The sequence below is a fragment of the Aureimonas sp. AU20 genome, assembly GCF_001442755.1.
Classification (GTDB): domain Bacteria; phylum Pseudomonadota; class Alphaproteobacteria; order Rhizobiales; family Rhizobiaceae; genus Aureimonas.
In genome coordinates, this window is sequence record NZ_CP006367.1 from 3,258,852 (window position 1) to 3,278,334 (window position 19,483).

At 68.4% G+C, this 19,483-nt stretch carries 17 protein-coding genes and 1 other annotated feature; of the genes, 5 read left to right on the plus strand and 12 right to left on the minus strand.

Annotated elements, in window-relative coordinates; all coding sequences use genetic code 11:
- Positions 1 to 94: 94 nt before the first annotated feature.
- Positions 95 to 1,579 carry a SulP family inorganic anion transporter gene (locus tag M673_RS14800; protein ID WP_061977875.1) on the minus strand — a complete coding sequence of 495 codons (1,485 nt, stop codon included), beginning with the start codon at positions 1,577 to 1,579 and terminating at the stop codon, positions 95 to 97.
- 80 nt (positions 1,580 to 1,659) lie between these two features.
- Positions 1,660 to 1,713, minus strand: a sequence feature (sul1 is cis-regulatory element that is thought to sense ions involved in sulfur or methionine metabolism; They are found in Alphaproteobacteria).
- A 135-nt stretch (positions 1,714 to 1,848) separates the two neighbouring features.
- Between M673_RS14800 and pdeM the strand changes: the two genes are divergently transcribed.
- Complete coding sequence (gene pdeM / locus M673_RS14805; protein ID WP_244493247.1) at positions 1,849 to 2,559, plus strand: ligase-associated DNA damage response endonuclease PdeM; 711 nt, start codon at positions 1,849 to 1,851, stop codon at positions 2,557 to 2,559.
- A gap of 4 nt (positions 2,560 to 2,563) precedes the next feature.
- Here the strand turns inward: pdeM and M673_RS14810 are convergent, their stop codons facing one another.
- The 4 genes from M673_RS14810 to M673_RS14825 form a co-directional block, all read right to left on the minus strand.
- Positions 2,564 to 3,058, minus strand: a complete 495-nt coding sequence (locus M673_RS14810) for a DUF3429 domain-containing protein (protein WP_061976748.1) — start codon at positions 3,056 to 3,058, stop codon at positions 2,564 to 2,566.
- A 3-nt stretch (positions 3,059 to 3,061) separates the two neighbouring features.
- Positions 3,062 to 3,871, minus strand: a complete 810-nt coding sequence (locus M673_RS14815; protein ID WP_061976749.1) for a TIGR02186 family protein — start codon at positions 3,869 to 3,871, stop codon at positions 3,062 to 3,064.
- Positions 3,868 to 4,797: a sulfite exporter TauE/SafE family protein gene (locus tag M673_RS14820; RefSeq protein ID WP_061976750.1), complete on the minus strand. Its 930-nt coding sequence runs from the start codon at positions 4,795 to 4,797 to the stop codon at positions 3,868 to 3,870. Before M673_RS14820 ends, M673_RS14815 begins: the two co-directional genes overlap by 4 nt.
- 125 nt (positions 4,798 to 4,922) lie before the next feature.
- On the minus strand, positions 4,923 to 8,810 hold the full coding sequence (locus M673_RS14825) for a peptidoglycan-binding protein (protein WP_148640084.1): 3,888 nt from the start codon (positions 8,808 to 8,810) through the stop codon (positions 4,923 to 4,925).
- A gap of 265 nt (positions 8,811 to 9,075) precedes the next feature.
- Here M673_RS14825 and M673_RS14830 point away from each other — a divergent pair, with 265 nt between their 5' ends.
- Both M673_RS14830 and M673_RS14835 read left to right on the plus strand, forming a co-directional pair.
- Positions 9,076 to 9,540 (plus strand): MerR family transcriptional regulator, encoded by a 465-nt coding sequence (locus tag M673_RS14830; RefSeq protein ID WP_082639485.1) that lies wholly within the window; start codon positions 9,076 to 9,078, stop codon positions 9,538 to 9,540.
- A 160-nt stretch (positions 9,541 to 9,700) separates the two neighbouring features.
- Complete coding sequence (locus tag M673_RS14835) at positions 9,701 to 9,904, plus strand: hypothetical protein (RefSeq protein WP_148640085.1); 204 nt, start codon at positions 9,701 to 9,703, stop codon at positions 9,902 to 9,904.
- A gap of 116 nt (positions 9,905 to 10,020) precedes the next feature.
- On the opposite strand, the gene M673_RS14840 is transcribed toward M673_RS14835, so the two are convergent.
- Positions 10,021 to 10,899, minus strand: coding sequence for a 50S ribosomal protein L11 methyltransferase (locus M673_RS14840; protein ID WP_061976753.1), 879 nt, complete (start codon positions 10,897 to 10,899; stop codon positions 10,021 to 10,023).
- Between the two features lie 43 nt (positions 10,900 to 10,942).
- Positions 10,943 to 11,578, minus strand: a complete 636-nt coding sequence (locus tag M673_RS14845; RefSeq protein ID WP_082639488.1) for an SCO family protein — start codon at positions 11,576 to 11,578, stop codon at positions 10,943 to 10,945.
- 89 nt (positions 11,579 to 11,667) lie between these two features.
- On the opposite strand from M673_RS14845, the gene M673_RS14850 reads away from it, so the two are divergent.
- Positions 11,668 to 12,336: a DapH/DapD/GlmU-related protein gene (locus M673_RS14850; protein ID WP_061976754.1), complete on the plus strand. Its 669-nt coding sequence runs from the start codon at positions 11,668 to 11,670 to the stop codon at positions 12,334 to 12,336.
- Here the strand turns inward: M673_RS14850 and M673_RS14855 are convergent.
- Positions 12,311 to 13,507: an MFS transporter gene (locus M673_RS14855; RefSeq protein WP_061976755.1), complete on the minus strand. Its 1,197-nt coding sequence runs from the start codon at positions 13,505 to 13,507 to the stop codon at positions 12,311 to 12,313. The two genes, M673_RS14850 and M673_RS14855, sit on opposite strands and share 26 nt — an antisense overlap.
- 197 nt (positions 13,508 to 13,704) lie before the next feature.
- On the opposite strand from M673_RS14855, the gene M673_RS14860 reads away from it, so the two are divergent.
- The gene (locus M673_RS14860) at positions 13,705 to 14,709 is read left to right on the plus strand and encodes a Tim44 domain-containing protein (RefSeq protein ID WP_061976756.1); all 1,005 of its coding nucleotides are present in this window, start codon (positions 13,705 to 13,707) and stop codon (positions 14,707 to 14,709) included.
- Between the two features lie 64 nt (positions 14,710 to 14,773).
- Here the strand turns inward: M673_RS14860 and M673_RS14865 are convergent, their stop codons facing one another.
- The 4 genes from M673_RS14865 to ligA all read right to left on the minus strand — a co-directional run bounded on the left by M673_RS14865 (position 14,774) and on the right by ligA (position 19,433).
- The gene (locus M673_RS14865; RefSeq protein ID WP_061976757.1) at positions 14,774 to 15,073 is read right to left on the minus strand and encodes an AzlD family protein; all 300 of its coding nucleotides are present in this window, start codon (positions 15,071 to 15,073) and stop codon (positions 14,774 to 14,776) included.
- Positions 15,070 to 15,762 carry an AzlC family ABC transporter permease gene (locus tag M673_RS14870; RefSeq protein WP_061976758.1) on the minus strand — a complete coding sequence of 231 codons (693 nt, stop codon included), beginning with the start codon at positions 15,760 to 15,762 and terminating at the stop codon, positions 15,070 to 15,072. Before M673_RS14870 ends, M673_RS14865 begins: the two co-directional genes overlap by 4 nt.
- Positions 15,763 to 15,928: 166 nt before the next feature.
- Positions 15,929 to 16,795: a 3'-5' exonuclease gene (locus M673_RS14875; protein WP_061976759.1), complete on the minus strand. Its 867-nt coding sequence runs from the start codon at positions 16,793 to 16,795 to the stop codon at positions 15,929 to 15,931.
- A gap of 142 nt (positions 16,796 to 16,937) precedes the next feature.
- On the minus strand, positions 16,938 to 19,433 hold the full coding sequence (gene ligA, locus M673_RS14880) for an NAD-dependent DNA ligase LigA (protein WP_374755567.1): 2,496 nt from the start codon (positions 19,431 to 19,433) through the stop codon (positions 16,938 to 16,940).
- Positions 19,434 to 19,483 lie beyond the last annotated feature (50 nt).

Sequence of the window (19,483 nt, forward strand, 5' to 3'; positions counted from 1 at the left end):
CCTCCCCATATCATCGGGAGGCTCGGGTCCGCCAAGAGTCTTGGCATGCGTGGCAGGACCCGCCCAGGCGGGCCGCGCGGGTCCTGCCGGGAGGTCAGTGGCCCGAGGTCAGCTCCAGCGCATCGGCCCGGTTCTGGATCGTCAGCTTGTCGACCATCGTGCGCGAGGCCTCGTTGAGGCCGATGGTCTCGACTTCCACACCCTTCTTGCGAAAGCGCAACACTACCTTGTCCAGCGCGCCGACGCCCGTCAGGTCCCAGATATGGGCTTGGGTCACGTCGATCACGACGCGACTGAGCTCCTCGCGCAGGTCGAAGCTCGACACGAAGCGATCGGCCGAGGCGAAGAAGACCTGCCCCTCGACGCGGTAGGTGCGGGTCCGCTCATCCGGCGACAGCTCCGAGGTCACGCGGAAGATCTGCGCGATCTTGGAAGCGAAAAAGAGGCCCGAAAGGAGGACGCCGGCAAAGACACCGAGCGCCAGATTGTGCGTCCAGACCACGATCACCACCGTCGCCAGCATGACCACGGAGGAGCGGCGCGGATGGGTGACGAGGCTCTTCAGCGAGCCCCAGTCGAACGTGCCGATCGAGACCATGATCATGATGGCGACCAGCGCCGGCATGGGGATCACGGCGACCCAGTCTCCCAGCACCACGATCAGGAACAGGAGGGCGACACCGGCGAAGAAGCAAGACAGGCGCCCGCGCCCGCCGGAGCGGATGTTGATGCCGCTCTGGCCGATCATGGCGCAGCCGGCCATGCCGCCGAAACAGCCGGTGACCGCGTTGGCGATGCCTTGGCCGACGCACTCTCGGTTCTTGTCGGAGCCCGTGTCGGTGAGATCGTCGACGACCTGCGCGGTCATCAGCGATTCCAAGAGGCCGACCAGCGCGATGCCCACCGAATAGGGCGCGATGATGCGAAGCGTCTCGAAGTTGAAGGGCACGTCCGGCAGGAGGAAGACCGGCAGGCTGGAGGGCAGCTGGCCCATATCGCCCACCGTGCGCACATCGATGCCGAAGGCGAGCGCGACGGCGGTGATCGCGACGATCGCGACCAGTGGCGAGGGGATCGCCTTGGTAAGGCGGGGAAAGAGATAGATGATGGCGAGCGCGGCCGCGCAGAGCACATAGGTCATGCCCGGCACGCCGATCAGCTCTGGCATCTGCGCGAGAAAGATGAGGATCGCCAGGGCGTTGACGAAGCCGGTCATCACCGAGCGCGAGACGAAGCGCATGAGATCGCCCAGCCGGCAGAAGCCCGCCGCGATCTGGATCAGGCCCGCCAGGATCGTGGCGGCGAAGAGATATTGCAGCCCGTGGTCGCGCACGAGCGTGACCATGAGAACGGCGGTCGCGGCGGTGGCCGCCGAGATCATGCCGGGCCGGCCGCCGAAGATCGAGATCAGGACGGCGATGGAAAAGGACGCGTAGAGGCCGACCTTCGGATCGACCCCGGCGATGATGGAAAAGGCGATGGCCTCGGGGATGAGGGCCAAGGCGACGACCAGCCCAGACAGCAGATCGCCGCGGACATTGCCGAACCATTCGGCCTGCCAATTGCGTGTGGAGAACATAGGAAACAACGAAATCTCGACGACGTCCCGCAAAGCCCGAGCGGGCTCCGGCGGTCGCATCACATTTTCAACGTCGTCTGGATTGGCCGAGGGATAGGCGCCCGGCATAGCCACTTGGGAGCCCCAAGTCCTTGTGCCCCTCGTTCCTGCCTCAATCGCCAGCGGGAATCAAGGCTCGCGCAATCGTCGCACCGCCTTGCCTTCGCCACGGATTTGGATTCGAAAGGGAACAGGTTGTGAACAGACGGTAAATGAGCCCGCGCATGAACATGGTCGACCGGCGCTTTCGGCAGGCAGACGGCGAAGGGGTCGAAACCGTCCTGAACGGCGGCCGGCTCGTCTGCGATCCGAGCGGCGTCGTCTTCGCCCCCGAGCACGGGCTCCTGATCGTGTCGGACCTGCATCTCGAAAAAGGCGCGGCCTTCGCCCGGCGCGGCATGATGCTGCCACCCTACGACACGCAGGCGACGCTGGCGCTGCTGGAGGCGGCCGTCGCACGCCACCGGCCCGCGCATGTCGTGGCGCTGGGCGACAGTTTCCACGACCGGCACGGTGCGGCGCTGATGCCGACGGCCTCGCGCGAGCGGCTGGGCGCGGTCATGGCCGGGCGGCGCTGGACCTGGATTTCCGGCAATCACGACCCGGAGCCCCCCGCGGGCCTCGGCGGCGAAACGGCGGAGGAGATCGTGGTGGGTCCCTGGACCCTGCGCCACGAGCCCTCGCCTTTTGCGAGAGCCGGCGAGATCGCCGGGCATCTTCACCCCGTGGCGCGCGTGTCGGGCCGGGGCCGCTCGGTGCGCGGCGCGTGCTTTGCCAGCGATGGCTCGCGCATGGTGATGCCCTCGTTCGGCGTTACCACGGGCGGGCTCAACGTGCTGGACCGGGCGTTCCAGGGGCTCTTCGCCCCGGATCGGGCGAAGGCCTATGTGATCGGCGTGGCCCGAATCTATCCGATCCCGTTCCACGCCCTCTCGGTCTAGCCGTTTAGAGTGCCACCGGCTGGTTGGTGGCGAAGGCGACGGCGACCATGCAGAGCACGACGACGGCGGTCAGCACGAGGCGCAGCTGCGCATACCAGGGCGCCTCGATGCGCCCTTCGCGCGTCGCGGTGTAGTCCCAGACGCCCTGCACGCTGAAGGCAACGGCGAAGCCCACGAAGTTCCAGGGCTGGGGCACCTGCACCAGAACCCAGGCGGCCAGCGATGGCACGACCGAAAGGGCCAGCGTGGTCGGGCTCTTGCGCGCGGTCTCGTTCAGCGCCGCGCCCCAGCGCGCCCCGCCGAGGAACGACAGGATAACCGCCGCCCAGGCCGAAACGGCGAGCCAGAGATAGGACGGGTCCGCGATCTCGGAATAGGTGGCGATCAGCAGCGTTCCCACAACGAAGGGCACGAGCCCGCCGACACCCAGGATCCAGGCGGCGCGAACGAATTGGTCGGCGCGGCTGCGCGTCGGCGCGCCGTGAGCGGTGTTCTGCATTGGTCAGTCCCGTTTGAAGATGATGCGGCCGAACCAGCCGGTGAACACGGCGACCACGACGGCCATGAGACCGTAGAGCGCGCCGTTGCGAGCGGCAAACACGGAGATCTGGTTTTCGATCCCCGTCTTCACCACCCAAAGATCCTCCGAGCGCTCGCGCACGAAGACGCCCTCGCGAAACAGAATGGCGCGGGCGACGTGGCGGCCGACCGGCATGTCCGGCGGCAGCTGGAGATTGGCGCGAAACAGGGTGGCGCTGACGAACTCGATGGCGCCCGAGGTCTCGCTGTAGAGGCCGGCATCCTTCTTCAGCCGCTGCAGCGCGTCGGCATAGGCCTGCGTGTTGCCGGGCACGCCGCTGCGCGGCGGGGTGCGCTCGAAGGCCTGGTTCTGCATGCCGATGCCGAGCTGGCGCAGCGTGACGCCAGGGGCGATGTCCTGAATCGGGCGGGTGGAGGCCAGCGCATAGGAGGCCGGCACGCTCTCGAAGCGCTCCGAGCCGCGATTGATCCAGACGCCGAAAAGCCGCTTCTTCTCGCGCACCACGAGATTGCTACGCGGCCCTTCCAGAATCACCACGATGTCGTAGCGCCCCTGGCGCATGATGCGCGGATCGGCATTGTCGAGCGCGCCGAAGACCACGAGCCGCGCGCCGCCGAAATTCGAGCCTACCGCGATCGTCTCGGTGGACAGGCCGATCTGAAAGCTTTCGGGCACCGGCGGCGGGTTGGCGGCGGGCGCCCGCAGCTGTGCGCCGGCCGGCGGCGACAGGAGGGCCAGCGCCAGCCCGAGAAGGACCGCCGGCCGCCTCATCCGCTTTCACCGCTGGGCAGGCTGATGGTGAAGATCTCGCCGGGCACAACGACGAGCTCGATGAAGAGGCGCACGGCGACCGCGAGAACCAGAAGCGCCAGAAGTGCGCGCAGCTGCTCGCCGCGCAGCTTGCGCCCCGCCTGCGCGCCGAACTGCGCGCCGACCACGCCGCCGATCATCAGGAGAAAGGCCAGAACCACGTCCACCGTGCCGTTGCTGGCCGACTGAAGAACCGTGGTGACGGCGGCGGTGAACATGATCTGCATCAGCGAGGTGCCGATCACGACGCTGGTCGGCACGCGCAGGAGATAGATCATGGCCGGCACCATGATGAAGCCGCCTCCGACGCCCATGACCGAGCCGAGCACGCCGATGGCAAAGCCGAGACCCAGCACGGGCACGACCGAGACATAGAGCTTGGAGCGCTTGAAGCGCATCTTGAACGGCAGGCCGTGGACCCAGCTGTGCTGCCCCGTGCGGCGGATCTCGCCCGAGCCGCCGCCCTTGACGCGGCGCATAGCGCGCAGGCTTTCCGCCAGCATCAGGCCGCCCACCGTGCCGAGCAGCAGGACGTAGAGAACCGACACGGCAAAATCGAGCTGGCCGAGCCGGCGCAGAATTGTGAAGAGCCAGACGCCGACCCCCGAGCCCAGCGCGCCGCCGACCACCAGCATGGCGCCGAGCTTCAGGTCCACCGTGCCGCGCTTGTAATGGGCGAGCGCGCCGGAGACGGACGAGGCGATAACCTGGTTGGCGCCGGTGGCGACCGCGACGGCGGGCGGGATGTTGTAGAAGATCAGAAGCGGGGTGATGAGAAAGCCGCCGCCCACCCCGAACATGCCCGACAGGAAGCCGACGGCCGCGCCCATGCCGACGATGACGAAGATGTTGACCGAGATCTCGGCGATCGGAAGGTACAGCGTCACGGATTTCGGCTCGCCGACTGGAGGCTTTCGCGAACGTTGGGTGAGGTTCGGGCACGAAAAAGGGCAGCCCAGTCTTTGAGCCGCCCTTCCCGTCAAGTCAAATGGCTTGGGCGCCCCGAGAAGACTCAGGCGTCCTTGCGCTCCAGAAGCGCGCGGATCAGCGGCTCGTCGATCTGGCCCGTGGCCTGGAGGCCCGTCTTCTCCTGGAACTTGCGGATGGCGGACTGCGTCTGCGCGCCGACCACGCCGTCCGGCCGGCCCGGATTGTAGCCGAGCTTCAGGAGAATGGCCTGCACGTTGCGGATCGCCTTGGACATGTCCACCAAGGCGGTCTGGCCCGACTTCTCGTTCCAGCTCGCCGGCAGGTTCACCGTGTTCACGGCATCGATGCGCGGCTCGGGCTTCCAGGCGGCGGTCTCTGCGTCGATCCGGCTGCGCAGTTCGGGGGCCAGCGTCTTGCCGACCTCCTCCATCTTGTTCTGCGCGTCCTTGTCTCCGGCCGCGCCGACGATGCGGAACCAGCGGTAGGATTCGCCGAGGTCCTGCTCCAGACCGACGCCCCGGGCATAAAGAATGCCCAGATTGTACTGGCTGTCGCGCATCCCATGCTGGGCGGCGCGCAGGAACCATTCGGCCGCCGTCTTGGGCTCGGAGGCGCCCTCGATGCCGGTGGCATAGAGAACCGCCAGATTGTGCATGGCGCGGATGTTGCCCTGGTCCGCCGCGAGACGATACCAGTCGCGCGCCGCGCCCGTATCACGGGCGACGCCGTTGCCCTTCTCGAACAAGGTGCCGACGCTGTACTGCGCCGGCGCATAGCCGCGCGAGGCGGCTTGGCCGAACCAGGCGATCGCCGCCTTCGGGTCGGACGGGCCGACCCGGCCTTCCATCAAACGCAGGCCGACTTCGAACAAAGCCATCGGCTCGGCCTTGGCGGCGGCGCTGCGCAGCGCCTCGGGGCCGATCTTCTCGGGCGCGGTCGGCAAGGCGCCGCGCGCCTCCGCCGGCAGGCGGGCCTCGGCCGAGGCCAGAAGCGAGGAGGTGGCCTGCATGGCGGGGGGCGCTGCGGGCGTTTCGACCGACGCCTCGGCCGGGAGTTCGGCACTCTCGGTCGGAGCCGCCGGGGCTTGCGCCTCCATAGCGGCCGGTACGGCGAGGCTCGCCATGCTGGGGGTGGCGGTCATCTCGCCGGCATCGGCCTGCAGCGTCTCGTCGGGCGTTCCGGCCGGCACCGCGAGCGGGTCGAGGCTGCCGGTTTTCTCGGGGGTCGCAGGGGCCTGCTCTTCGAGAACGGGAGCCTCCGGCGCCGGCTGGATGGCGGCCGGTGCCTGCGCAGGCGCATCCGAAAGCGACGAGGGGGTGGCCGGCGAAACGACCGGGGCTTCCGGCTCCGCCGGCTGCGAAGCGAGGTAGCGCTGGCCGAGCGGAATGGCCATGAGCGCCAACAGCACTGCGCCGACCGCCATCAGAATGGGCTTGCGACGGCGGCTGCCCTGCTCGGCGTCCATTTCGCCGAGCATCGGCTCGGCCTTCAGCGCCTCGGCCTCGGCCGCCGCCGCCATGGCCGCCTTACGGGCAGCGGCGATGAAGTCGGCCTTGGCGACGGGATCGGAACTGTCCGAGCCGCCGCGCTGCTGGGTGCGTACGCGCTCGATCAGCGCGGCGATGTCGGGCGCGCCGGAGCCGGGCTCGAGCGGGCGATCAGCCTCGCGCGAAACGAAGCTGTCGGCCGCGTCCAGCGACGGCGCGTCGATCTCGAGCGAGGGCTCGGACGCGCGCGCCTCGGCAAAGGGCGGCTGGACTGTGGGAACGAGAGCGACCGGGCGAACCCGCTCGACAAGGCTCGGCTGCGGCTCGGCCACGGCCTTGTCGGCCCGGCGCAGGCGACGTGCCAGCGCGCCGCGCAACCCCTTGGGCTCCTCGGACGCGGCCTCCGGCGCGGCGTCGGCGAACACGGACTGAGGCGGGATCGGCGCGAAGGCTGCGACCGAGGCGGCAACCGGGCCGGAACGGCCGGCGGCGCTCTCGGCGCGCAGGTCGCCCTCGATCGCCGTCAGGCGCTCGACGATCTTGATGAGCGTGGCGTGAACCGCGTCGAACACGCCTACCGCCCGCTCGTCGGACTTGCGGCAAAGGTCTTCCAGGCGGCGCAGGTCGCCGGCGAGATCGCGGACATAGCCGTTCTGACGCGTGTCCTCGCCATCCTGCATCCGGCGCACGGCCTCTTCGGCGGCGGCGCTGGCGGCGGCGATGACGCTGTCGCGATCCTTGTCGAACTTGCGCTCCAGCGCTTCCAGGCGACGTGCGACTTCAGCCGAATCGCCGTCGAGCGGCGCGGGCACGCCGGCCAGCACTTCGGCCAGCCGGCCGATCTGCGATTCGAGCGAGCGGATGACGTCGTTGTCGACGCCCACCGCGCCGGCCGACTGTTCCAGCCGCTCGGCCAGCGCCTGAAGGCGGGCTTCCAGGGCGTTGGAAGCGATCTCGCCGCCGGCCGTGCTGAACAGGCGCTCGACGCGCTCGCTCAGGCGGTCGATGCGCGCGCCGAGTTCGTTCACCGCCGGCTGGGCGGAAAGCTCCTCGATCTGCTCCGACATGGCGGCGAGCTGCGCCGACAGGAACTCGGCGTCGCCGGTCTCGGCGATCCGGTCCACCCGGCCGGCGAGTTCCGTGACGCGCGCCTCGATGCGCTCCAGCGGGCCGGACGCACCGGCGGCGGCCCCGGAGAGGCCACCCGTCAGAATCGCGGCGGAAATTTCGTCCAGGCGCTCTTCCAGAACGGCGAAATGGCTGAGATCGGGCTCGCGCATTTCGGCCGCCAGCGTCTCGACGCTGTCCGCCAGCGCCTGGATGCGCGCTTCCATCTGGTCGATCTGAAGGATCTCGGGCAGGCCGACAAGCGCCAGCTCGATCTCGCCCATACGCTCCGACAGGCGGTTGATGCCCGCTTCCAGCGCCTTGATCGGCAGTTTCTCGGCCATGGCCTCGAAACGGGCCTCGAGCGCGGCGCCGCTGGCCTCCGAGGAAATCTCGTCGAGCTTGGCGCGCAGCGTGTCGAGCTCGCCCTTCAAGAGGCGTGTCAGCGTTTCCTCGGTCTGGGTGCGGACCGTGTCGACATAGCGCGCCTCGAACTCCTCCCAGCGCTGCTGGACGGCGAGGATCTGCTCTTCGGTCGAAAGCGAGCGCAGCGAGCCGCGAAGGCGCTCCAGCTCCACCCGCAGGTCGCGCTTGGACTGGTTGTCCAACTCGATCCGGTCCGTGATGCGCGCCTCGAAATCGTCCCAGCGCTTCTGCACGGCCTGGACGGATTCCTCGCGCGCCATCTGCGTGACCAGCGTGGACACAGTGTCGAGTTCGGCCCGCAGCTCCATCAGCGAGGCTTGGTCGGCATTGCTGGCGGTCAGCTCGGTAAGCTGTTCCATGAGCGCGAATATCTCGGCGCCGATCTGGTCGGCGCCCTTGCTCTCGCCGATCAGCCGCTTGATCTGACCGAGCGAGCCGCGCATCTCCTCGAAGCGCTGCGTCAGATGCGCGCCCGTGAGGCTGGTCTGGATCTCGCTGCGCAAGGCGCTGACATCGGCCGCCAGATCCTTGACGATCGCCAGCGTCGCGCCCTGCGCCTGAAGATCGCCGACCTCGCCCGCCAGCGCGCCGAGGCGCTTGTCGGTGGCCGGCTTGGCCGTGGTGGCGGCAGGGCGTTTGGCGACCCGGCCCGCCGCCGGGTCCGCGTCCAATTGCCGCTCCAGCGCGAGGGGCGAGGCTGCGGCGTCGAGAGCGGGGCGCGTTGCGCGGCGAGCGGCGGCGATGGAGCGAAGCCGCGCCGCTGCGTCGCGCGCCGGCTGCTCCTCGGCCTTCGTTTCCGCATCGTCCTCGACCGGCCGCTTGCCCATGGAAAGCCGCGTCAGGCGGGCTTCCAGGTCTTCCAGCGTTTTTGACAAAGATTTGAACGAGCCTTCGGCGACCTGCGCCTCGGCATCGGAGCGTGCCTTCAGATGCGGATCGTTGCGGGACATGCCGTCTTCCTCTTCGTCCAAAGTCCGATCGGCTCTGACGCCCGCGTAGGGATGGCGCCGCACTGCCGCTAGGTTGACGATCGCTTAAGATCCAACCTCTGCGTTAAGGGAGTATAAAGACAACCGGGACTGAAGCTGGATTCCTGACGGCAAGCCGCTTGTATGCGATCGGTGAAAGTTAATACAAAATCCAGCGATCCGATGGGCGATCTCGGGCCCGGTCGAAACCGATAGCAAGCAGGCGCGCGGCCAAGCGTGAAAAAGCATGACAAATCCGATTGAGGACGCGAACGAGCAGGAGTTTCGCATCACGGCGGAGCAGCTGCTCCAATGCGACGACCCGGCCGGCGGAGGCCCGAGCGAATTCCGGATCGGCGACTTGTCGCGCGAGTTCGGCGTAACCTTGCGCACCCTGAGGTTCTATGAGGACCGGGGTCTTCTTTCACCGGACCGGCGCGGCACGACGCGGATCTATTCGCGCCAGGACCGGATGCGGCTGCGGCTTGTGCTGCTCGCCAAGCTTCTAGGCTTCTCCCTGACGGAGGCCAAGCAGCTGATCGACCTCCATCACCAGCCCGACGGGCCGCGCAAGCAGCTGAAGACCGCGCTGGTGCGGTTCGAGGAGCAGCGCCAGATCCTGGAGGATCAGAGGCGCGAGATCGAACAGTCGCTGGAGGCCATGCGCCTCACCACCGCCTTCGTTCGTGCCCGGCTGGAGACGATGAGCTGAAGCGATCATGCTTCATGAAAGAAGTATGAAGATATTGAAGAAACAGCCCTGCATTTGGGTAAGGCGAGATATGCAATGCGAGGCATAGCTCTTCGTGTTGCAGTGCATCATATGTGGAGTGGGAGTTGAAGAAACCCCATATCCTATCGAGGCTTTTATGATGACCGCCCAAACCGAACGCCATGGAGCCATGCCGGCGCATCTCGGCTACTCCTCGCGCCGCCCTGCCGGTGCCGACCGTTCGCGTCCGTCCAATCGTTCGATCCAGAGCGGCCGCGCCGTGTTTCTGGAGATGGACCCGCTGACAGCCATGTCCGGTCTGCGCGGCTCCATGTTCGAATCGGCCGCACCCCAGCGCTTCTAAGCCCGTCGGCCCGACCTAGCAGGGCCCTCCCCACTTCCCCTCTCGCGAGCCCGGCCGCAAGCTCTGCGTCCGGGTTCGTTTCGTTTGTGAAGCAAGGTCCGCTCCCGCTTGGCCCCTCAGGCCAACGGCCGGTCGTTGCGCGTGAGGTGCAGCGTCACCCATTCGTTGCGGCGCAGCGTCTTGGTATGGAACAGCCCTTGCGCGCGGTAGGCGGCCAGGACGGCATCGCGCTGCTTGGCGAGGATGCCGGACAGGACGAGATCGCCACCCGGCGCCAATTGCCGCGCCATGGCCGGCGCCAGCATCATCAGCGGCCGGGCCAGGATATTGGCCACGATCAGCGAAAACGGCGCATAGGCCGCGAAGGCCGGCCCGTCGAAGCCCTTGGCGGTTTCAGCGCGCACCAGCGTGTGCGTGCCGTTGGCGCGAATGTTCTCGCGCGCCACCTTGGTCGCCACCGGATCGATGTCCGTGGCGAGAACCGGCACATGGGCGAGCTTGGCGATGGCGATGGCGAGCACCGCGCTGCCCGTTCCGAGGTCCAGCGCGTTGAGCGGCCGGCGGCGCCGCACCACCTCCTCGATCATCGACAGGCAGCCCGCCGTCGTTCCGTGATGACCTGTCCCGAAGGCTTGCCCCGCCTCGATCTCGATGGCGAGATCATGCGCGCGAACCTTGTCGCGATCATGCGCGCCGTGGACGAGGAAGCGCCCGGCCCGCACCGGCTTCAGGTCGGCCAGGACCTGCGCCATCCAGTCGATGTCGGGCAGGTCCTCGCGGGTCGGCTCCAGCGGCGCGAAGGCTTCGCGCAGCGTCTCTTCGTCCGCATCCCCCTCACCCTCGAAATAAACGGACGCCTCGTGAAGATCGGCGGCCTCGTCGATTTCGATATGGGCGATCGGCCAGCCATCCTCGGCGAAGGCGGCGTCGAGGCGCTCGTAGAGCGCCTGGGTCTCCTGCTTGCCGCCACGGGCAAAATATCGAACCTGGCCCAAGGGCGGTTCCTTCTCAAAAAGTCGGGTTGATCGATGAGAGCGGTCAGGACGCGCTGAGGCGTTCCAGCTTGGCCTTGGCGGCGGCGGGGTCCTCGCCATAGGCGATAGTGCCCTGGAAGACGCCGGCCCGGTCGAGCAGGAGCACCGAGGCTGTGTGGTCCATCGTGTAGTCCGTGCCGTCCTGCGGCACTTTCTTGGCGTAGATGCCGAAGCCCTTCAGCATGGCCTCGACTTTCGCGGGATCGCCGGTCAGCGCCGTCACGTCGTCCGACAGGGCGCCGACATAGGTGCGCAGGATGTCGGGTGTGTCGCGCTCGGGATCGACCGAAACGAAGACGATGCCGAGATCGCGCCCCTCGGCCTTCAGCGCCTTCTGGTAGCCGGCCAGTTCGAACAGCGTCGTCGGGCAGACGTCGGGGCAATGGGTGAAGCCGAAGAACAGCGCCGTCGGCCGGCCGCGCAGCACGGCTTCCGTCGCCGGCGCGCCGCTCTGGTTCACCAGTTGGAACGGCGAGCCATAGGGCGCCGAGGCACTGACGCCCATCGCGCCCTCGATCTCCTTGCGGCCGAGCGCGAAGACGAGGATCGTCAGCGCCAGAACGGCGGCGACGAGAAACCAGAGCCCGTAGCGCAGAGCGACGGCGCGGCGACGGCGGGGCGTTCGGGCGGGATCGGCCATGATGTTTGCTCCTGTCTCGGCACATCGGATACATCAGCCGGGCCGGGCGGCAAAGCCGCTCTCCCGCCCTTTGTATTGAGACCGCCTTCATGACCGACGCCGCCGAGCCGGATCTGCGCTTCCGCGCCGACGAACCCAAGCAGCATCCGAGCGCGGAGCTGAAGGAGGTGCGCCTCGGCCGCTTCTGCGACATCGGGCAGCGCGTGAAGTTGCGGGACGTGACGGTCGGCGACTACAGCTATTTCGAGCGCGGCGGCGAGGCCGTAATGACCGATATCGGCAAGTTCTGCTCGATCGCCGCCCATGTGCGCCTCAACGCGCTGGAGCATCCCGTCGAGCGCGTCACCACCCATAAGATCAGCTACCGGCCAAACGAGTATTTCCGCTTTCTCGGCGTCGACCATGGCTTTCGCCAGACGCGGGCGACGCGGCGGGTCGCGATCGGCCACGATGTCTGGATCGGCCACGGGGCGGTGATCCTGCCGGGGGTCTCGGTCGGCACCGGCGCGGTGGTCGGAGCCGGCGCGGTGGTGACGCGCGACGTCCCCCCCTACACGATCGTCGCCGGCGTGCCCGCGCGGGTGCTACGCCCGCGCTTTGCGCCCGAAACCGCCGAGCGTCTGTTGCGCCTCGCCTGGTGGGACTGGCCGCGCGAGACGCTGTTCGAGGCTATCCCCGACATGCAGGCTCTCTCGATCGAGCATTTCCTGGCGCGATGGGAAGAGCGCGGCGTCAGCGAGACCGCCCCTCCCCGGTGAGGAAATAGACCAGTGCCAGCCCCGGGAAGAGGCAGCCCATGGCGGCGACGCCCTGCCAGCCGAAGCGCTCCAACACCGGGCTGGTCAGGCTGGAGCCGACGGCGCCGCCGAGAAAGAAGGTCGTCATATAGACCGCGTTCAGCCGGTTTCGGATCGAGGCGTCGAGCTGGAAGATCTCCCGCTGGCCGATCACCAGATTGGCCTGCACGCCGAGATCCACCAGGATGCCGGCGACCACCAGGGCGGCCAGCGAATGCGTGCCGAGAAAGGCGATGGCCATGGCGACGAGGACCAGCGAGATGGCCAGCAGCGTGCCCAGCCTGGAATGGCCCCGGTCCGCCATGCGGCCGGCGACGGGCGCGGCGAGAACGCCGAGCGCGCCGCTCAGCGTGAACAGCGCCACCCATTGCGGCGAGAGATTGTAGGGCTCGCGCAGGAGGAGGATCGGCGCGCCGGTCCAGAACAGGCCGAAGGCGGCAAACAGCGCGGCATGATAGAGCGCCCGCCGCCGCAGCACCGGCTCGGCCACGAAGAGCCGACCGAGCGAGCGGATCAGCGCGCCGTAGCGCTCGCGCCCCGCCGGGTGCCGGCTGGGAAAGAGCCGGCGACCGGCCAGCGCGAGGGCCGCGATCAGAACGGCCGACAGGAGGAAGATGCCGCGCCAGCCGGCAAAGCCCGCCACGAAGCTGGAGACCGGGCGCGCCAGGAGAATGCCGCCCAGAAGCCCCGTCATGATGTTGCCGACGATCCGCCCCCGCTCTTCCGGCCGGGCGAAGCTGGCGGCCAGCGGCACGATCATCTGCGCGGCAGTGGAGGCGACGCCGACGACGAGCGTCAGCGCGAAGAGAAGCGGCAGGTTGGGCGTCAGCGCAAGGCCCACGAGGCCGATGGCCGCCGCTGCCATGGTGAGGAGAATGAGCCGCCGGTTCTCCACCACGTCGCCCAGCGGCACGAGGAGAACGAGGCCGAGCGCGTAGCCAATCTGCGAGGCGGTGACGATCGTGCTTTCCGCCGCCGGGCTCATGCCGAGATCGGCGCCGATCAGCGCGACCACGGGCTGGGCGTAGTAAAGATTGGCCGCGAGCGCGCCGGCGGCGAGCGCCATGGCGAAGGCCGCGCCGCGTGACAGGCGGGGCGTGGCATCGGTTGCGGCAAGATCGGGCAAGGTCACGGGCGGGACATCCCAACTGGTCAGTTTGGCTGACCTATACGCCCCTCGCCCCGGGGCCGAAAGGCGCGACCTCACCGGCCGATGGCGAAATCTTGATCGTCTCTCCCGGCTTGAATCGGGCCTGTGGCTTCTCAGCGCCGTCATCGGCTTCCTATATGGAGCCTACCCAGTTTCAACGCTTGCCGAAGGACCCTTCCATGAACCCCTCCCGAACCGGACGTTTCACGGCTTTGCTCGCCGTGCTGACGCTGGTCTTCTCGACGATGGTCGTGGACTATGCGGAAGCGCGCCGTGGCGGCAGCTTCGGCAGCCGCGGCGGCCGCACCTACCAGTCCGCGCCGGCCACCAACACGGCACCGAGCGTTGCGCCCGTGCAGCGCTCCATGACAACGCCGGGCCAGGCGACGGGCGCTGCGGCGGCGGCACGCCCGGCGGCGGGCCAGCGCTCCGGCCTGTTCGGCGGCGGCTTCGGCGGCGCGATGATGCGCGGCCTTTTGATCGGCGGCCTGTTCGGCCTTCTGATGGGCTCGGGCTTCGGCGGCCTCGCGGGCATGCTCGGCCTTCTCGTCCAGGTCGCGCTGATCGGTCTTCTCGTCATGCTGGCGCTGCGCTTCTTCCGCTCGCGCTCGGGCCAGACGGCGGCGGCGGGGGGCCCCAACCCGGCCTCCGGGAACCGCTCGATGTACGAGGGTCGCGATCCCAACAACGGTCGCAGCCCGGGCACCAGCGGTCTCGGCGGCATGGGCGGTCTCGGCAGCCGCTCGGCCGCGTCCACCAAGCCCGGCAAGGGCGGCGACGAGATCGGCATTTCGGAGCAGGACCTCAACATCTTCGAGAGCCGCCTGAAGGCGCTTCAGGCCGCCTATAGCCGCGAGGACTACGAGGCCCTGCGCGAGATCGCGACGCCGGAAATCGTCTCCTATCTTTCGGAAGAGCTGGCGCAGAACGCCTCGCGCGGGGTGCGCAACGAGGCGCGCGATGTCGAGCTTCTGCAGGGTGACGTGGCCGAAAGCTGGCGCGAAGGCACGCGCGACTACGCCACCGTCGCGATGCGCTACGGCATGATCGACGTGGTGCGCGACCGTCAGTCGGGCCGCGTGGTGGAAGGCGACGAGACCAAGCGCGTCGAGTCCACCGAAATCTGGACCTTCGTGCGCGAGCGCGGCACCGAGTGGAAGCTTTCGGCGATCCAGGAAGCCTGATCGCTCCATGCATTAGACATGCGAAGGCCGCTGGCGAAAGCCGGCGGCCTTTTTCGTATCGGGTTCAGGCCAAGCCGGCCGCGCGCGCCAGCGCCACCAGAACCGTGCCGAGAACGACGGTGGCGAGCAGCGACAGGCGCAGGGCGAAAACGGCGCACAGGAGGATCACCACCTTCTCGGCGATGTCGCCGTCGATGAAGACAGGCATGACGATGCTGGTGAGAACGGCCGCGGGCACGGCGTCGAGCGCCGCTTCCAGGCGCGGGGGCACGCGCTCCATCCGCGCCAAAACGAGATGCCCGCCGACGCGCGTGAGATAGGTGAGCACGGCAGAGGCGAGGATGATGACCCAGGTCTCGCTCATTGCGCGGCCCTCTTTTCGGGGTTGCGCAGCGCGGCCACGAGAATGCCGGCGAGCCCGCCGAGCGTGACATGCCAGGGCGAGCCGAGCGTGGCATAGGCGACGAGCGCCGCGAGCGCGCTGGTGCCGGCCACCGGCCAGAACTGGCGGCGATGGCGGAAGGCCATGGTCTGCGCCAGGAAGTAGATCGGTAGCGCGAAGTCGAGCGCGTAGCGCTCAGGGTTCTCGATCAAACGCCCGAACAACGCGCCGAGCAGCGTCGCCAAGGCCCAGCCGACATAGAGCATCAGCGCGAAGGTGAAGTAGTAGGTCTTGCGCACCCGCCCCTCGCTCGCCCGCGCTTCCGCCGCCGCGAAGGACGGGTCAACCAAGAGGAAGAAGGCCAGCGCCTTTTCCCAGGCGTTGAAGCGCGTGAGATGCCGCCCGACGGAGGCGGAATAGAGGACATGGCGGAAGTTGATGGCGAAGACGCCGATCAGGATGGCCCAGACCGGCGCACCGGTGCCGATCATTTGAAGGGCCAGGAACTGGCTGGAGCCGGCATAGACGGTGAGCGAGAAGCCGAGCGTCTCGGCAAGGTCGAAGCCCGTGCGCGTGGCGAGCGCGCCGTAAACGGCGCCGAAGGGCATGAGCGCGAGGAGCAGCGGCGCGGAATGGGCGACGCCCAAGCGGAATTCGGAAGAGCGGGACACGGGGAAAACCGAAGGAAAGAGCGCGTGGGTTCGCCCTTCTACGGCGTCACCGAGGGCAAGAACAAGCCGCGTGCCGACGTCCTTCCCGCTCGAATGGCTTCGTACTTACACGGGATGGCACGTTCGACGCGCGCCCTCGAGAACCGAGAGAGGGCGCAAAGCCGCCTCAGACCCTCGCCCGCTCCAGCACGAAGCGTTCGAGATGAGCCATGGCCGGCGCCTCGGTCGGGACGAGATCGGTGAAGTCGCCCTCGTGCAGTGCGCGGACATGCCGGCATTCCGAGCGAAAGCGCGCGCCGGGGCAGGAGCAGGCGAGACGCCAGGCGCCAGCAACGCCGAAGGGCGCGAGCAGGACATCATAGGGCGTGCCGCGCGAGCCGCGCACGGTGAAGCGGAACGGCCCCTTGGTGGCCGCGCCCGCCGGGCGCACCTGCGCCTTCAAGGCCCGGTCTGCGATGCCGCCCGCAGCCCGCGCCCGCTGCGCGGTGACGGCGCGGCGCAGACCCAGGTGGTCGGTCATTTCGTTCACGTCCCGCGCGCCGGAGGCCTGGACGCCCTCCAACGCGATGGTGGCGCAGGCATAGGCGTCGTCGCCGGCATGGTGATGGCGAAAGCCCAGGCCGAAGCGCGCCGCCATGGTGGAGAGCTTGTGGTTGGGCGAATCCGGCCAGAGCCGACGCGACAGAGCCACCGTGCAGAGCGCGGAGAAGCGCGGCAGCGGCAGATTGTAGAGCGACAGGCTTTCGCGCAGCACCTTCAGGTCGAAGCTCGCATTGTGAGCGACCACGAGCGCGCCGTCCAGCCGATCCGCAAATCCGGCGAAGACTTGCGGGAAGCTCGGCGCATCCAGCACGTCATGCGGTCGAATGCCGTGAACGCGGATATTGCCGGGGTCGAAGCGAAGGTCGGCCGGCCGGATCAGGCTATAGGACCGCTGCGTCACCGCGCCGTCCTCGATAAAGGCGAGGCCGACGGCGCAGGCGCTGGCCGCCGCGCTGGTGGCGGTCTCGAAATCGATGGCGAGGATGGTCATGCCACTGATGGTTAAGGCGTCCGCCGCAGCTTCGCAAGAGCGGCAGCCCACCGCAGGAGGGCGCCGCGCCTCGGGGGCCTGCGCCGATCAGGCCGGCATGTGGCCTCCCCCGTCCCAGGCCCCGTCCCGGGTCCAGGCTGGTTCAGCCGATCATCGCCAGCCACTCGTCTTCGGAAATGACCTTGACCCCGTGCTTCTGCGCGTCCACGAGCTTGGAGCCGGCGCCGGGCCCCGCCACCACGAGATCGGTCTTCTTCGACACGGAACCCGAGACCTTGGCGCCCAGCGCCTCGGCCCGTTCCTTCGCCTCGCCGCGCGTCATCTTCTCCAACGTGCCGGTGAAGACGACGATCTTGTCCCTGACCGGGGAGGAAGCGGGCGGCGGCGCGGCGCGCTCGTTGGTGGTTGAGACGCCGGCGTCGAGCAGCGCCTCGACCGCCTCGCGATTGTGCGCTTCGGCGAAGAAATGGATGAGTGACAGCGTTGCGACCGTGCCGATGTCGCCGTCGCGCGTCAGCCGCAGGAAGGCATCGCCCGGCGCGCCGGCCTTGGCGCGGCGCAGCGCCTCCACCAGGCCTTCGCCTTCCTCGCCATAGCGCTCGCGCAACGCCACGCGCTGGTTGGCCTTGAGACCGAGCTCACCGTCGCGCAGCGGCTTCCATTCGGTGTCGTTCAGCTTGGCCTCGTCCACCGTCATGAGCCGCTCGAAGGTCACGCCGCCGATCGTGTTCAGCGAGCTCAGCTCCGCCCAGTCTTCGCCCGGGCGCCCGCGCTCGGCGGCGTCCACCCCCCCGATCAGCGCGCGCACATCGTCGAAGTGACGCGCCAGCGCCTTGGCCGAAGCTTCGCCGATCTCAGGGATTCCGAGCGCGAAGATGAAGCGGTCGAGCGAGACGGTCTTTCTCGCCTCGATGGCGCCGAGAAGATTGTCGATCGCCTTGGTGGTCTCGTTGCGTTTGGCGGGCTTGGCCGGCTCGGCCTTGCCCTCGGCCTGTCGGCGCGCCTCGGACAAGGCGCGACGGCGCGCCTCGATCACATCGCGCAGCCGATCGAACTCCATGCGAAAGAGGTCGGCGGGCTGGCGCGCGAGGCCGGCGTCGAACAGCTCCTCCACGAAAGTCCCCCCCAATCCCTCGATGTCGAAGGCGTTGCGCGAGACGAAATGCTTCAGCCCTTCCTTGGCCTGGGCGGGGCATGTCATGGCCGCCGTGCAGCGGCGCACGGAGTCCAGCCGCCCGGTGCGCGGATTGATCTCGCGCTCCGCCTTGGAGCCGCAGATCGGGCAATGGTCGGGATAGAGGAAGGGCTCGGCGCCGTCGGGTCGCTTCTCGATGACGACGTCCACGACCTGCGGGATCACGTCGCCCGCGCGCTGGATCACCACCGTGTCACCGATGCGAATGTCGCGCCCACCCCGGATCGGTTGGCCGTCGGCATCGCGCCCGGCCACATAGTCCTCGTTGTGCAGCGTGACGTTCGACACGACGACGCCGCCGACCGTCACCGGCCGCAGCTTGGCCAGCGGCGCGAGCTTGCCCGTGCGGCCGACATTGATGACGATCTCCTCCACGACCGTGGTCGCCTGCTCGGCGGAGAACTTGTGCGCGATGGCCCAGCGCGGCGCGCGCGAAACGAAGCCGAGTTCGCGCTGCTGTTCGAGATCGTCCACCTTGTAGACGACGCCGTCGATGTCGTAGCCCAGGCTCGCTCGCTCCGCCTCGATGCGGCGGTAGTGCTCGATCAGGCCGTCGACTGTCTCCAAGCGGCGCATCAGGGGCTCGGTGCGCCCGTTCTGCGGCACGGCATTGGTCTGGAAGCCCATCGCCTGGAGAGCGGCCACGACCTCGCTCTGCGTCTCGCCCGGCAGCTCGCTCGTCTGTCCCCAGGCATAGGCGAAGAAGCGCAGGGGCCGGGACTTGGTGACGGTGGCGTCCTTCTGGCGCAGCGAGCCGGCGGCCGCGTTGCGCGGGTTGGCGAACTGGCGCGCCTTCCGGGCGCCCTCGCCTTCGCCCTCTGCCCCTTCGCCGGCTTCCGCCAGAAGCCGGGCGTTGAGGGCGGCGAAGTCGGCATGGGTCATGTAGACCTCGCCGCGCACCTCGAAGATTTCGGGCGAAAAACCCGTCAGCTCGCCCGGAATGTCGTCCAGCGTCCTGGCATTGGCCGTCACGTCCTCGCCCACCTGACCGTCGCCGCGCGTCGCGGCCGAGACGAGGCGCCCCTTTTCGTAGCGTAGAGAGAGGGACAGGCCGTCGATCTTCGGCTCGGCCGTGATGGCGAGCTTGGCATCCTCCGACAGGCCGAGGAAGCGGCGCACGCGGCGGGCGAAGTCGGCGACATCCTCGTCCGCGAAGGCGTTGTCGAGCGAGAGCATGGGCACGGCGTGCCGGATCTTGGCGAACTTGGCGGACGGCGCCGAGCCGACCTTGCGGGAGGGTGTGTCCGCCCGCACCAGATCGGGAAAGCGCGCTTCGATCGCCTCGTTGCGCCGACGCAGCGCGTCGAACTCGGCGTCGGTGACGGTTGGCGCGTCGTCTTCGTGATAGCGCCGATTGTGCTCGGCGATTTCGAGAGAGAGCCGTTCCAGCTCCGCCGCCGCCTCGGCCGGAGTCATCGTGTCGAGATCGAAAAGGTCGGACATGGCGCGCATCGGCTCAGATGAGGGGAATCGGTGAAAGCGATACACCGATT

Coding starts and splice junctions, on each gene's coding strand:
- ligA (WP_374755567.1), bottom strand. CDS start 19,433: ATGTCCGACCTTTTCGATCTCGACACGATGACTCCGGCCGAGGCGGCG.
- M673_RS14825 (WP_148640084.1), bottom strand. CDS start 8,810: ATGTCCCGCAACGATCCGCATCTGAAGGCACGCTCCGATGCCGAGGCG.
- M673_RS14810 (WP_061976748.1), bottom strand. CDS start 3,058: ATGCAGAACACCGCTCACGGCGCGCCGACGCGCAGCCGCGCCGACCAA.
- M673_RS14850 (WP_061976754.1), top strand. CDS start 11,668: ATGACCGACGCCGCCGAGCCGGATCTGCGCTTCCGCGCCGACGAACCC.
- M673_RS14835 (WP_148640085.1), top strand. CDS start 9,701: ATGACCGCCCAAACCGAACGCCATGGAGCCATGCCGGCGCATCTCGGC.
- M673_RS14860 (WP_061976756.1), top strand. CDS start 13,705: ATGAACCCCTCCCGAACCGGACGTTTCACGGCTTTGCTCGCCGTGCTG.
- M673_RS14815 (WP_061976749.1), bottom strand. CDS start 3,871: ATGAGGCGGCCGGCGGTCCTTCTCGGGCTGGCGCTGGCCCTCCTGTCG.
- pdeM (WP_244493247.1), top strand. CDS start 1,849: ATGGTCGACCGGCGCTTTCGGCAGGCAGACGGCGAAGGGGTCGAAACC.
- M673_RS14865 (WP_061976757.1), bottom strand. CDS start 15,073: ATGAGCGAGACCTGGGTCATCATCCTCGCCTCTGCCGTGCTCACCTAT.
- M673_RS14800 (WP_061977875.1), bottom strand. CDS start 1,579: ATGTTCTCCACACGCAATTGGCAGGCCGAATGGTTCGGCAATGTCCGC.
- M673_RS14830 (WP_082639485.1), top strand. CDS start 9,076: ATGACAAATCCGATTGAGGACGCGAACGAGCAGGAGTTTCGCATCACG.
- M673_RS14875 (WP_061976759.1), bottom strand. CDS start 16,795: ATGACCATCCTCGCCATCGATTTCGAGACCGCCACCAGCGCGGCGGCC.
- M673_RS14845 (WP_082639488.1), bottom strand. CDS start 11,578: ATGGCCGATCCCGCCCGAACGCCCCGCCGTCGCCGCGCCGTCGCTCTG.